The 13,443-nt window shown below is 31.6% G+C and carries 15 protein-coding genes; 11 read left to right on the plus strand and 4 right to left on the minus strand.

The window, feature by feature from the left end; translation table 11 throughout:
• Positions 1–159: 159 nt before the first annotated feature.
• The 5 genes from AANAER_RS01150 to carA are packed head-to-tail and all read left to right on the plus strand — an operon-like array spanning position 160 to position 5,049.
• On the plus strand, positions 160–1,269 hold the full coding sequence (locus AANAER_RS01150; protein WP_129081421.1) for a pyridoxal-phosphate-dependent aminotransferase family protein: 1,110 nt from the start codon (positions 160–162) through the stop codon (positions 1,267–1,269).
• Entirely contained in the window at positions 1,269–2,114 is an 846-nt protein-coding gene (locus tag AANAER_RS01155) for an ATP phosphoribosyltransferase regulatory subunit (RefSeq protein WP_129081422.1), read from the plus strand. Before AANAER_RS01150 ends, AANAER_RS01155 begins: the two co-directional genes overlap by 1 nt.
• Before the next feature lie 2 nt (positions 2,115–2,116).
• Entirely contained in the window at positions 2,117–3,367 is a 1,251-nt protein-coding gene (locus AANAER_RS01160; protein ID WP_129081423.1) for an adenylosuccinate synthase, read from the plus strand.
• 4 nt (positions 3,368–3,371) lie between these two features.
• Positions 3,372–3,923 (plus strand): DUF507 family protein, encoded by a 552-nt coding sequence (locus AANAER_RS01165; protein ID WP_044418934.1) that lies wholly within the window; start codon positions 3,372–3,374, stop codon positions 3,921–3,923.
• A 1-nt stretch (position 3,924) separates the two neighbouring features.
• Positions 3,925–5,049 carry a glutamine-hydrolyzing carbamoyl-phosphate synthase small subunit gene (gene carA / locus AANAER_RS01170; RefSeq protein ID WP_129081424.1) on the plus strand — a complete coding sequence of 375 codons (1,125 nt, stop codon included), beginning with the start codon at positions 3,925–3,927 and terminating at the stop codon, positions 5,047–5,049.
• Between the two features lie 40 nt (positions 5,050–5,089).
• On the opposite strand, the gene AANAER_RS01175 is transcribed toward carA, so the two are convergent.
• Genes AANAER_RS01175 through AANAER_RS01190 form a run of 4 tightly spaced genes read right to left on the minus strand, consistent with a single transcriptional unit; the run spans position 5,090 to position 8,445 of the window.
• Complete coding sequence (locus AANAER_RS01175) at positions 5,090–5,560, minus strand: phosphatidylglycerophosphatase A family protein (RefSeq protein ID WP_044418930.1); 471 nt, start codon at positions 5,558–5,560, stop codon at positions 5,090–5,092.
• Position 5,561: 1 nt separating this feature from the next.
• On the minus strand, positions 5,562–6,446 hold the full coding sequence (locus AANAER_RS01180) for a DNA-binding transcriptional response regulator (RefSeq protein WP_044418928.1): 885 nt from the start codon (positions 6,444–6,446) through the stop codon (positions 5,562–5,564).
• The gene (locus AANAER_RS01185; RefSeq protein ID WP_129081425.1) at positions 6,443–7,567 is read right to left on the minus strand and encodes a bifunctional 2-C-methyl-D-erythritol 4-phosphate cytidylyltransferase/2-C-methyl-D-erythritol 2,4-cyclodiphosphate synthase; all 1,125 of its coding nucleotides are present in this window, start codon (positions 7,565–7,567) and stop codon (positions 6,443–6,445) included. Before AANAER_RS01185 ends, AANAER_RS01180 begins: the two co-directional genes overlap by 4 nt.
• Before the next feature lie 56 nt (positions 7,568–7,623).
• Positions 7,624–8,445, minus strand: coding sequence for an HDOD domain-containing protein (locus AANAER_RS01190; RefSeq protein ID WP_044418925.1), 822 nt, complete (start codon positions 8,443–8,445; stop codon positions 7,624–7,626).
• Positions 8,446–8,642: 197 nt separating this feature from the next.
• Here AANAER_RS01190 and thiC point away from each other — a divergent pair, with 197 nt between their 5' ends.
• From thiC to AANAER_RS01210, 6 genes are all read left to right on the plus strand, one after another.
• The gene (gene thiC, locus AANAER_RS01195; protein ID WP_044418923.1) at positions 8,643–9,995 is read left to right on the plus strand and encodes a phosphomethylpyrimidine synthase ThiC; all 1,353 of its coding nucleotides are present in this window, start codon (positions 8,643–8,645) and stop codon (positions 9,993–9,995) included.
• A 112-nt stretch (positions 9,996–10,107) separates the two neighbouring features.
• Positions 10,108–11,262, plus strand: a complete 1,155-nt coding sequence (locus AANAER_RS01200) for an Mrp/NBP35 family ATP-binding protein (protein WP_129081426.1) — start codon at positions 10,108–10,110, stop codon at positions 11,260–11,262.
• Positions 11,263–11,448: 186 nt separating this feature from the next.
• Positions 11,449–11,589, plus strand: coding sequence for a hypothetical protein (locus AANAER_RS14930; protein ID WP_164969325.1), 141 nt, complete (start codon positions 11,449–11,451; stop codon positions 11,587–11,589).
• Positions 11,589–12,047, plus strand: a complete 459-nt coding sequence (locus AANAER_RS01205; protein WP_129081427.1) for a Fur family transcriptional regulator — start codon at positions 11,589–11,591, stop codon at positions 12,045–12,047. The genes AANAER_RS14930 and AANAER_RS01205 overlap by 1 nt, the downstream gene beginning before the upstream one ends.
• Before the next feature lie 100 nt (positions 12,048–12,147).
• The gene (locus AANAER_RS15115; protein ID WP_267898125.1) at positions 12,148–12,273 is read left to right on the plus strand and encodes a hypothetical protein; all 126 of its coding nucleotides are present in this window, start codon (positions 12,148–12,150) and stop codon (positions 12,271–12,273) included.
• 169 nt (positions 12,274–12,442) lie between these two features.
• A complete protein-coding gene (locus tag AANAER_RS01210; protein WP_044418918.1) occupies positions 12,443–13,441 on the plus strand; it encodes an HlyD family secretion protein in 999 nt (332 codons plus the stop codon).
• The last annotated feature ends 2 nt before the right edge of the window (positions 13,442–13,443 follow it).

The raw sequence follows: 13,443 nt of genomic DNA on the forward strand, positions 1-13,443 counted from the left end.
AATTATAGTGGATTATAACAATTATTATTTTTTTTGTCAATAATTCTTGTAAATACTTTATAAAAATTCCAAACTTTATACTTAACCTCTTCGTAATTTTTATTTGGATAAAATATTCCGCTTTACTAAAAAAAGAATTTTTATTTTGAGGATTTACAAATGCTATTAACACCAGGACCAACTCCTGTACCAGAATTTGTTAGAAAAGCTATGGCGGATGTTACCATTCATCATAGAACACCAGAGTTTGAAAAAATATTTGAAGAAACAAGAGAATTATTATTTGAATTATATGGCATGGATGAAGTAGTTATGCTCGCTTCTAGCGGCTCAGGAGCAATGGAAGCTTGCGTTACTAATCTAACGCATAAAAAAGCACTAACAATAAATTCGGGAAAATTTGGTGATAGATTTGGAAAAATTTGCAAAGCTTTTGATATAGAATATAGTGAAATCAAAAATGAGTGGAATACTCCTGTAGACGTAGATGCAGTTGTGGATATTGTTAAAAATGATAAAGATATCGATGCAATATTTATTCAATTGTGCGAAAGTGCAGGTGGATTACGTCATCCGGTTGAACAAATGGCAAAAGCTGTAAAAGAGATTAATCCAGATATTACAATTGTTGCAGACGGTATTACTGCAATTGGAGTTGAAAAAATCGATACGACAAATTTAGATGCAGTAATTACGGGGAGTCAAAAAGCTTTAATGCTTCCTCCGGGACTTGCAATTATCGGATTATCAAATAAAGCTGTTGAAAAAATAGAAAAAAACCCGAAAGGTTTCTATTTTAATCTTGCAACTGAAATAAAAAAACAAAAAACAAATACTACTGCTTGGACAGCTGCAACGACACTTATTATAGGATTAAAAGAGGTTTTAGCTTATATAAAAGCTAATGGTGGATTTGAAGAACTTTATAAGCAGACGGCAATAAGAGCAAATGCTACAAGAGAGTCGTTAAAAGCTATTGGATGTGAAATTTATCCAAAAGTTCCTGCAGATGCGATGACGACTATATATACGGAGCATGCACCTGAAATTAGAAAAATATTAAAAACTAAATATGATGTAAATATTGCAGGTGGACAAGATCATATTAAAAGTTTGATTTTTAGAATAAATCATATGGGATTGGTTGAAAACTTTGAAGCCGCTTGGGTTGTAAATGCAATTGAATTGGCTATGGATGAATTGAATCTAAGAACATTTGACGGAACTGCAAACAAAGTTTTTCTTGAAAATATGTTTAAAGGTAATTAATGATATTTGAACACGAAATACCAAAGGGTAGTCGCTTATATTTCGGTAAAGCTGCAAAAGCAAAAAGAGAGCTTGAATATAAAATCAGCACTCTTTTAGATAGCAGAGGTTTTGAGGAGATAGTTACACCTAACTTCTCTTACTCTCAACACCAAGCTATTGCAAATGAGAGAAAACTTATTAAATTTTCAGATGAAAAAAATGAGCAAGTATCTTTAAGAGCAGACTCTACTTTAGATGTGGTAAGGATTATTACAAAAAGATTAGGAAGAGCAACGGATCATAAAAAATGGTTTTATATTCAGCCTATTTTCTCTTATCCTTCAACAGAAGATTACCAAATTGGTTGTGAGTGGATTTGTCATGATAATATTGTGGATATTTTAAATTTAACAGGAGATGTATTAGTAGCACTAAATATAAATCCTATTTTACAGCTTTCAAATATAAATATCCCGAAACTCGTCTCAAAAGAGTTAGATATTGATATCCAACTTTTTAAAAACGGTGAAATTGCGAAACTTTTAAGTTTAGATATACAGTGGCTAAATGAGCTTGTAAAAGTAAAAAATATTGAAGATTTAGAAAATAGTATAAAATTAGTTCCGCAAAGTATAAAAGTTGAATTAGAAAAACTTTTGAAAACGGCAAAAGAGGTTTCATACAAAAACTTGGTAATAGCACCTCTTTATCATGGAAGTTTAAAATATTATGATGATGTATATTACAGAGTAATTCAAGACAATTATGTATTATGCAAAGGCGGAAAATATAGTTCTGAGGGAATCAGCTCTTTAGGTTTTGCATTATACACAGATAGTTTATTAAAAATTTTAGAGGATTAGGAATGAGCGCAGATTTAATCGTTGGTATTCAATGGGGAGATGAAGGAAAAGGTAAGATGGTAGATATGCTTGCCCAAAATTATGATATGGTTTGTAGAAGCCAAGGCGGGCACAATGCAGGACATACGATTTGGGTTGACGGCGTAAAATATGCTCTTCAACTTGTCCCTTCTGGTATTTTAAATCCAAAAGCAGTAAATATTATCGGTAACGGAGTAGTACTTTCTCCTGAAGCAATTATTAAAGAGATGAAGCAGTTTGAAAATTTGGAAGGAAGACTTTTTATTTCCGACAAAGCACATTTAAACTTGCCCTATCATGCTCAAATAGATCAGGCAAAAGAGAGATTAAAAGGTGACAAAGCTATCGGAACTACAGGAAAAGGTATCGGTCCTACGTATGCGGAAAAAATCAGCAGAACAGGTTTTAGAGTAGGTGAACTTTTAAATCCTAAAAAACTTTGCAAAGGTATTTTGGAGTATTTTAAACAAAACAGAGCGATTTTCGATGTTTTAGAAATTGAAACACCAAGTGAAGATGAACTGCTTGCTTTATTAGAAGATTATAAAGAAAAATTAGAGCCTTTTATTACAAATACCACTAATATGGTTTGGAAAGCTCTTGATGAAAATAAAAAAATCCTTTTAGAAGGGGCTCAAGGAACTTTGCTTGATATTGATCATGGAACGTACCCTTATGTAACATCTTCAAGTACGGTTAGTGCAGGAGCTTGTTCTGGGCTGGGAATTAATCCTAAAGATATCGGAGTGGTTACGGGAATTGTAAAAGCTTATACTACAAGAGTCGGGAACGGACCTTTCCCTTCTGAAGATTTTACGGAAGACGGAGAAAAAATTGCCAGAATCGGTAAAGAGTTTGGAACCGTAACTGGAAGAAAAAGAAGATGCGGTTGGTTCGATGCTGTTGCGGTAAAATATGCAAGCAGACTTAACGGTTGCGATCAATTAGCTTTAATGAAACTTGATGTTTTAGACGGCTTTGAAAAAATCAAAATTTGTGTTGCATATGAACTTGAGGGGAAAAGAATTGATTATATGCCTTCAAATTTAGAAGATGCGAAACCCGTTTATGAAGAGATTGCAGGATGGGATAGTGTAGTAGGTTGTAGAGATTTTGATTCACTTCCTGAAAATACAAAAAAATATATAAATAGAATTGAAGAATTAACTGGTGTTAAAGTTGGTATCGTTTCAACATCGCCAGAGAGAGAAGATACAATAATTAGAGGATAGACTCATGAGAATGAAATTACATCATACGCCTTATATTGCAAGAAGAATTTCAAGAGATTTGGTAAATTGCAAATTTGTAGAGATTAGAAAAACAAAAGATGAAATTACTGATGAAATTGAAAAAATTTTAGACGCAGATATTGAAAAAGAGTTTGAGTTAGATGAAAAAGTTGCTGAAATCTTGGAGCAACAAGAGGATAATATAGAGTTTTATAACGCTGATTACAGACAACTTTTTTGGTTAACAAAAAAAAGGTTGGCTAATGATTTTGGTGTAATTTTAAACAATGAAGATAGATTTTCCGATATGGCTCATAAAATATTGGATTTCTTATGGGAAGAGGATTATATTCATTATACTTGTACGGATAATCAAATAAAAAATATAATATTCTCTTCTATTGATGAGTTTTTAAAAGGTTTTGAAAAAGCCGATGATGTTGTAATGGAAAAAATAAAACATTACAAAAGAAAACTTATTCCCGGTACGGAAGAGTATGATGTGGTTTATCATAGACTTTATGAAGAAGAACTAATTAAACGAGGGTTGATGTAAAATGCAGAAAGTATGGATTTATATAGAAAACGGTACATTTTTAGAAGCTGATTCTTTTGGTGCAACAGGTACGGCTGTTGGAGAAATTGTTTTTAATACTTCAATGACGGGATACCAAGAAATAATTACAGATCCAAGTTATGCAGGTCAATTTGTAACTTTTACAATGCCTGAAATTGGAAATGTCGGAGTAAATGAAGATGATATGGAGAGCTTCCTTGCACACTGTAAAGGAGTATTAGTTAGAAGTTATCATCATGAATATTCAAATTTTAGAGCACAAGGTGATTTAGACTCTCTTTTAAAAGAGCATAATGTCCTTGGAATTTGTAATATTGATACAAGATATTTAACAAAAATGCTAAGAGATGAAGGAGCTATGATGATGATAGCTTCAACCGAAATCTCAGACAAAGAAGAACTTGCAAAAACTCTTAAACAAAGTCCTAGAATAGAAGATATAAACTATATTAAAGAAGTAACTACAAAAGAGCCGTATATTCATAAATACGGTACATGGAATCATGAAAAACTAAGATATAACAAAGCTGTGATGAGTGATAAAAAAATTGTTGCTATTGATTATGGTATAAAAAGAAATATCTTAAATGAGTTAGTTGAATCAGGCTTAGAGGTGGAAGTAGTACCTGCAACTTTCAAAGCTGAGGATTTAATTGCAAAATTTGAAGCGGCAGAAATAGGCGGTATTTTCCTATCAAACGGACCTGGTGATCCTTTAACTTTAACTGAAGAAAAACAAGAACTACAAAAATTAATTGATAAAAACATTCCTATTTTTGCAATTTGTTTAGGACATCAAATGTTGTCAATTGCTCACGGATATGATACGTATAAACTTAAATTCGGGCAACACGGAGGAAATCACCCTGTTGCAAATTTACAAACTAGCGTAGTTGAAATTACGGCACAAAATCATAACTATAATGTACCTGATAATATTATTGAGATTGCGGAAGTAACACACAAAAATCTTTTTGATAATACAATTGAAGGTGTTAAATATAAAAATAAAGAGATTTTCTCTGTACAACATCACCCGGAAGCTAGTCCCGGACCTCATGAATCAAAATATATTTTTAAACAGTTCGCAGAAATAGTGAAATAATTCACTTTTTCTGTAGATTTAAAGAAGTAGTTGTTTAGCTTTAAAATACAAATCTTGTAAGCAGTTGGTAAACAGCCGAGGCAAGGATTCCTCCGGCAATTCCAGCGACAATATCATCACCCATTACACCCCAACCGCCTTTTACATCTTTATCAATTTTTCCGATAATTGAAGGTTTCCAAATATCAAAAAGTCGAAAAGAGAGAAAAGCTAAAATAGATAAAATATAAAAATTTTGTTCATTTATTCCACATATAGAAAGAGCTATCCACATACCTGCAAGTTCATCTATTACAATCTCTTTACTATCATGCTCGCCAACCTCTTTTTCGTAAATATCTATCTGTTTTGCCGCAATCACGGAGATTAGAAAAGCAAGCAGAAAAAGTGTAGAATGGGGAATATATTTTATAAGAAGCATGCCTAAAATTAAAGCAACAAAAGAACCTACAGTTCCCGGTGCTTTTGGACTTAAACCGCTGTAAAACAGTGTTAAAAATAGTTTTCTCATATTATTTCTTTTTCTCTATACCTAATTTTTTTCTTTTTTCCCATAATGATTTTCTTGAAATTCCAAGTTTTTTGCTAAGTTCAGTATCGGGATATTTTGACTGGTAAGATAAAACCATCATTTTTACGTAATCATTTATAGTCATTATGCTATTTGTAAACATAAGTTCGTCATCTTTGTGAAAATTAACTTTTGAATAAGGAAAATCATCTTCTGCTTCTAAAGAGACCAAAATAACTTTTTTCTCTTCAATCATTCTATTTAGGTTCTCTTTTGCACTTTTTTTCAAAGTGTGATAATCCGTTAAATATAAAATACCGTTGAATCTTTCATTTACGAGTTTTTGCCAGTTTTCACTGTTTAAAGAGATAAATTTCATTTGATAGTCAAGTTTCCTGCAAAGCTCAAAAGCCAATTTATCGGCACTAATTTGTGAATTAGTCTCAATAAGAATAGGAAAACTAGTAGGTAAAACAGAACCTGAGGTATCCACATTTGCAAATTGAAAATTTAGATATTCTCTTAATGTTTCTAACTCTTTTCTTAAAGATCTGCACTCTCTGTAGTGATATATTTTTCTAAGCAGCTCATCCATAATAAAAGGTTTCATAATATAATCTTTTGCACCCTCTTTGATTGGATCTGTTACTGTCTCATCTGAAATATAAGATACAAGTAAAAGAATAATTGAATCATTGTATCTTCTGATAATAGTTTTACAAAGAGGAGCAGGAAGAGAGGTAGACAATAAAATAATATCATAATCCTTCGTCAAGTTGTCAATATTCGGAGACTCGACAAAATCACAATTATGTCCATCATCAAGCAGTCTTGAAACTACTTTTTGTGCTAAATAGATCTCGCTTTCAATTATTAATATATTCATTTTCTTTTCCAATTATAGTATTTAAGTGTTGCTATACTTTGTACCGCTACTCCTTCAGCTCTTCCTATAAATCCAAGTTTCTCTGCTGTAGTAGCTTTTATATTGACAAACTGTTTTTCAATATTTAGAAGTTCCGTAATTGTAGTTTTTATAGCATTTTTATAAGGGTTTATTTTAGGTTTTTGTGCAATTATCGTTAAATCTACATTTACAATCTCATATCCTACATTGTAAATAAATTCAACAATCTTTTTTAGTAATATTTTTGAATCAATATTTTTATACTCTAAATCGGTATCTGGGAAAAATTCTCCGATATCACCTGCACCTGCGGCACCTAAAAGAGCATCAATTAATGAATGAATTAAAACATCACCGTCACTATGTGCTTTAAATCCATAAGGTACATCAATATTAACTCCGCCAAGATACATTGGTTTATTATCTTCAAAAGGATGAATATCAAACCCTGTTCCTGTAAAAAAGTTTTTCGAAGGTTCTTTTAGACAAGGTATATCATTGATATCATCTTCAAAAGTAATTTTTTTACTTTGTAAAGCACCTTGGACAAATTTAATACTTCCACTTATACTTTTTATAGCAGAACTGTCATCGGTGAACTCCTCTTTTGTCTCTAAAGCTTTTTTTAAAACCGTAGTTTTTGAGAGTTGAGGAGTTTGAATCAATTTTACTTCATCTCTGTTTATAGTCTCACTTTTAAATGTCACCGTATCACTGACATTTAAAACAGGAACTATACAATCTGCCTCATTTTTTGAGGAGATTAAATTTTCTATTACTTCTTTTGGTATACAAGCTCGTGCCACATCAGTTACCATTACATATTCTGTTGATACTTCTTTTAAGGCATTTTTCATTGATTCTTGTCTTGTATCTCCACCTTCGACAAAAATAAAATCATCAGAAAAGTTTTTCATATAATTTAGCTCATCTTTATGAGATGCGATAATTATTTTTTTGAAATCTGAAAAGTTTTTAATCCTATTTGTAACAAATAACCACAATGGTGAATTATCTATTCGTAACCACTGTTTTTTTGCTGTGAGATCGAATCTAGAAGAATTACCGGCACATAAAACTATTAATGTAATCTCTGACACCAAGCTCCTTTGAGTAAAAAAGTTACAAATTATACTTTAATGTAACTTATGAAAGCTTAAAGGTCATTATCTAATTTAAATTTAATAGATTCGATTGATTGAATTAGCGGTTTAGTATCCATCGCAAATTCAGTCGCTTTATTTAAAGCTCTTTGTATATTTTGTTCTGAAAAAGGGTTTCTTAAATCACATAAAATCTTTATTATTTCTAATATTTGAACTTTTTGGAGATACTCTTTCGGGCAGTTTTCCAAATCTTCTACAAAACCTATGGTGAAAATCAGATTATGGCTTAAATTCCAGTGTTTAAACATATTTGCGGTAATTCTTGCACAAGAGTAACCCAAAAACTCTTTTTCTACACTTGATACGTTTTTATTAATTTGTAGTCTGCTTAGAAAATCCTCTTTTTTTCCGCTGTCAATAATAACTTCCGAAATAACGAATTTCCCCACTTCTTGTAAAAAAGCAGGTAAAAGCAGCTGTTCTTTTAAATCCAGACTTATTTTAGATACCCAATTTGTAACCAATGAAGTAGCAAGATTTGAAGAAAAGATAAAATCTTCCGTTGATACGTCATAAGCGCTTAAATTTGTATTTATAAGATTTTGAATTACGGTTCCCAAAGCAATAGATATCGTAAAATTAACGCCTAAAAGCGAGATAGCTCTTCTAGGTGTTTCTACTTCACTTACAAAACCAAACATTGCCGAATTTGCAACTCTGAGAACAGTTGTGATAATCAGAGGATCTTTCTCTATAATTTTGAGTAAATCTAAAGGCTCTTGATGAGGCATTTTTCTGAACTCTTCTAGTTCAAGTACACTCTTAGGCAGAGCCGGCAATGAATCAATCTTTTCAATAATAAGTTTCTTCATCTTTGTTTATCCTATTGTATTAAGTAAAACTACTTTGATTCTTTTATAATATCAATTAATTCTTTATACTCATCTGTAACAACTTCTTAAGGTAACCATTTGTATTAATATCGATTATAAAAGAAAATTAGTGTTAATAATTAAGTTTATATAAACTAAATTTGATATAATCAAAAAAAATTTATTAGGGATATTATATGAGAGATTGGCTAGATAATCATAAAGATGACCAAGTACGAACACAGATGCATTATGCAAAAAAAGGTATTATAACGCCGGATATGGAATATATAGCAGAGGTTGAGAACCTTGATCCTGAACTTGTGAGAAGTGAAGTAGCAAAAGGAAGATTGATTATTCCCGCAAATGTAAATCATAAACATTTGAAACCAATGGCTATAGGTATGGCAAGTTCTTGTAAAATTAATGCGAATATCGGTTCTTCTTCTTTGGCTTCTGATATTCAAGGTGAAATTGAAAAAGTTGATGTTTGTCTAAAACATGGAGCAGATACGATTATGGATCTAAGTACGGGCGGAGATTTGGATTCTATTAGAAGAGCCGTAATTGAACACTCAAGTGTTCCCATAGGAACAGTGCCGATGTACCAAATTTTACATGATTGTAAAGATAAAATCGAAGATTTGACGATTGAAAGTATGTTGGCTGTTTTAGAAAAACAGGCTCAACAAGGAGTATCTTATTTTACCATTCATGCAGGATTTTTATTACGATTTATGCCTCATGTTGCAAAAAGAAAAATGGGAATAGTAAGCCGTGGCGGATCTTTAATGGCTGCTTGGATGATGCATTATCACAAAGAAAATCCATTTTACGATGCATATGATGATATCTTGGACATTTGTAGAAAATATGACGTATCTCTTTCTTTAGGAGATTCTTTAAGACCCGGTTGTTTAGCAGACGCTTCAGACGAGGCACAACTGTCTGAACTGAAAGTTTTAGGAGAACTTACTTTAAGAGCTTGGGAAAAAGATGTTCAGGTTATGATTGAAGGTCCAGGACATGTGCCTTTAAATCAAATTGAAAGAAATATGAAACTTGAACGTGAATATTGCCATGAAGCTCCTTTTTATATTTTAGGACCTCTAACAACAGATATTGCGGCAGGTTATGATCATATCTCTTCTGCAATAGGTGCAGCAGTAGGCGGTTGGCATGGAGCATCAATGCTTTGTTACGTAACACCTAAAGAGCATTTAGGATTACCTAATGCAAAAGATGTAAGAGAAGGAATTATTGCATATAAAATAGCTGCCCATAGTGCTGATATTGCAAGAGGAAGAAAAGGTGCAAGGGATATTGACGATGAAATGAGTGATGCACGGTATGCTTTTGACTGGAATAAACAATTTGAACTTTGTCTGGATCCTGATCGGGCAAAAGAGTATCATGATGAAACACTTCCTCAGGATGTATTTAAAGAAGCTGAATTTTGTTCAATGTGCGGACCTAAATTTTGCTCATATAAAATCACTCAAAAAATTGTAGATAAGCATGGAGAGGAGATGACAGCAGACGCTGTCTAAAAGTTTACAGCTAAGATTTTATTTTGGCTGTAAAAGTTTATAGGCTAAATTAAGACAAAGATTATCCTATTTAAAATATAATACGTGAAAACTACAGAAGTAAGGAAATTATATGGCAAATGTAGCTGATATTAAAGAAGAACTAAATAAAGTTCTATATCCGGGATTTCAAAAATCTATAATAGAATTCGGATTCGTAAAAGATATTCAAGAAGATAACGGTACCTGTACAATAACTCTTGATATTACTTCAAGTGCGGCAGAAGTTGAAGAACAGTTAAAAAAAGATATAAGTGCAGTTTTAAAAAATATAGGAATAAATAGTGTGAAACTTAATATTTCTAAACCTGAAGCTCCTAAACAACAAAGCAATAGCGTAAGCGGACAAAATATTGCCCCTCAAATTAAAAACTTTGTAATGGTTAGTTCAGGAAAAGGCGGGGTCGGAAAATCAACAACAACTGTTAATTTAGCCGTAGCAGCAGCAATGCAAGGTAAAAAAGTAGGTATTTTAGATGCCGATATTTACGGTCCTAATATTCCAAGAATGATGGGATTAATAGGAAAAGAGGTTGAAGTTGTAGGAAATAAGGCAAAACCTTTCAATGCTTACGGGGTAGATGTAATGTCAATGGGATCTTTAATGGATGAAGGTCATGCCTTAATCTGGAGAGGTGCTATGATTATGAAAGCTGTACAACAACTTCTAAGAGATATTCTTTGGGAAGAGTTGGATATTTTATTTATTGATATGCCTCCAGGAACAGGGGATGCTCAATTAACTCTAGCTCAAAGTGTTCCCGTAACATGCGGTGTAAATGTAACAACTCCTCAACATGTAGCTCTTGATGATTCAAGAAGATCTCTTGATATGTTTAGCAAGCTTCATATACCTATTGCAGGAATTATAGAAAATATGAGTGGTTTTATTTGTCCAAACTGTAAAACAGAATCAGATATTTTTGGAATGGGTACATGTGAGCCTTTAGCTGAGCAATATAATACTCAGGTTTTAGGTAACCTTCCTATTGAACCTGCAATTAGAGAGGGGGGAGATGAAGGTAAACCAATCGTTTACTGTAATCCTGAAACAGAATCGGCGAAAAGATATATGAGCACAACTGCAAAACTTATTGAATTTATTGATAAAGTTAGCGATACTGCTTCAAATGCCGAAATCCAACCTACAACACCTCCTGGTGTTTCAGCTTGTTCAAGTTCACAAAACAGTTCACATTCAGGTGACAGCTGCGGATGCAGCAACTAAATAAAAAGAGAAATTTCTCTTTTTATTTAACTTTTCTTTCAACTCTTTATTTATCTTTTTTCAACTTTTCAAAACAAAAAAACACTTAAAAAAACTCTTTTTAATAAATATGATAATAATTATCATTCAATCTTTATTAAGTTTAAGATGAGTATAATTTTGATATTCATTATTAAGGGAAATGTTATGGTTCTTAAAAAAGAGAAGAATAGTTTTGAATCTTCAATGTTTTATAAAATAAATATGAAGATTAATAAAAACTTGCCGAAAGTATATGCAATAACGCTGCTGATTTCTATGCTTACACTTTTAACGGGAATAAAATAATGTCTAGCTTGGAGAATAAAAAGTTTGATATTTTTATGAAAAATTTCAGAACACAAATCAGTAAACTTGGATTTAAAAATACGATTCAAAAAGATTATATTCTAAAAATTCTGTTTTTTAGTAAAAAACATTTAAGTGCAGAAGAGATCACGAAAGAGATACAAAAAGAGTTTAATCTAGATATCGGAATAGCAACGGTTTACAGAGGACTTAGTTTTTTTGAGCAAATGGGGATAATAAACTCATTGGACATAGGAGACGGGATAAAAAGATTTGAGTTTAAAGTGGATAAAACTCATCATGACCATTTGGTTTGTATCAAATGCAATAAAATTATAGAATTTAATGATGATTTTATAGAGTTAAATCAGATAAAAATTGCCGAAAAAAACGGTTTTATTCTAAAAGATCATATTATGACTATATACGGTATATGCACCGAATGCGATAAAAATTAGATAAATTCTTTTTGATTTATATAAAATGATACTTATTATCAGTTTTAATTTAGATTACTTTATGTATAATTTTAATAATTAATATCATAAAGGAACAAAAATGCCATTTTTATTACCTCTTGCAGCAGTTATTACTACAGCACTTACAGTACAAACCGTAAACGGAACAATGAAAAAAATCGAGAGAAAAAGAGCAAGAAGAGAAAAAAAACTAAATAAAGCTTAAAATCCCTTAATAAAAAAGCAAATATCATTTTAGATATTTGCAAAAATCAAAAGAAAAATCAGTATAATACTTTGATAATATTCTTAGAAAAAATAATAATCTTCAATTAATAATCTATATGATAAAATTATTTATTTAACCAAACGGTTAGTTAGATCTAGGAGATAATATGGGCAATAAATTCAAAATCTTTTTCCTCTTTATTTTACTATTAATAGTTGCAGGAACAATTTACATTGGATATAAAAGAGTAAATTCATCTTCTTTACCTAAAGAGTTTGCTTTAGGAAATGGAAGACTTGAAACTACGCAAGTTGATATCACTTCAAAATTATCCGGACGACTTCTTAATATAGAGGTTGAAGAAGGAGATATTGTAGAAAAAGGGCAGGTTCTTGCAAGACTTGATACAAATGAACTACAAGCTAAATTAAGAGAAGCAAAAGCTTATGTAGAACAGGCAAAACAAGAAGAGAATTATGCCAATGCTATAGTTGAAGAAAGAGAGAGTGAATTAAAATTAGCAAAAACTAATTATAACAGAACATTAAAGCTGTATAAAAAAAGAAGTGTTCCTTTGTCTAATCTACAAAATGACGAAACAAAATTAAAAACTGCCCAAGCAGCTTTACTTGCGGCAAAAGCACAGGTAATCAACGCAAAAGCTGTTATAAAAGCGGCACAGGCAAAAGTAGAAACAGTGCAGGTAAATATAGATGAGAGTACATTATATTCTCCTATAAAAGGTAGAGTTTTATATAAAATTGCCCAAAACGGAGAGATGATCTCAAATGGAGGGAAAGTTTTAGTCGTACTTGATTTAAAAGATACTTATATGACAATCTTCCTTCCGACCTCACAAGCAGGGTTGGTAAATATCGGTTCGGACGCAAGAATTGTTTTAGATGCTATTCCTCATATAGCAATTCCATCTTACGTAACTTTTGTTTCCCCTTTAGCTCAATTTACACCAAAAGAGATAGAGACGCAAACAGAGAGAGAAAAACTTATGTTTAGAATAAAAGTCAGAATCGAGCCTAAATTATTAGAAAAATATTTTGAAAAAATAAAAACAGGTCTACCCGGAGTTGCTTATGTTAGATTAAATTCAAATACTCCTTGGCCTAAAGAGTTAAATAATCTGCCAAAAAGTGTAGATGAGAAATAGAT

This window comes from Halarcobacter anaerophilus (assembly GCF_006459125.1).
GTDB classification, from domain to species: domain Bacteria; phylum Campylobacterota; class Campylobacteria; order Campylobacterales; family Arcobacteraceae; genus Halarcobacter; species Halarcobacter anaerophilus.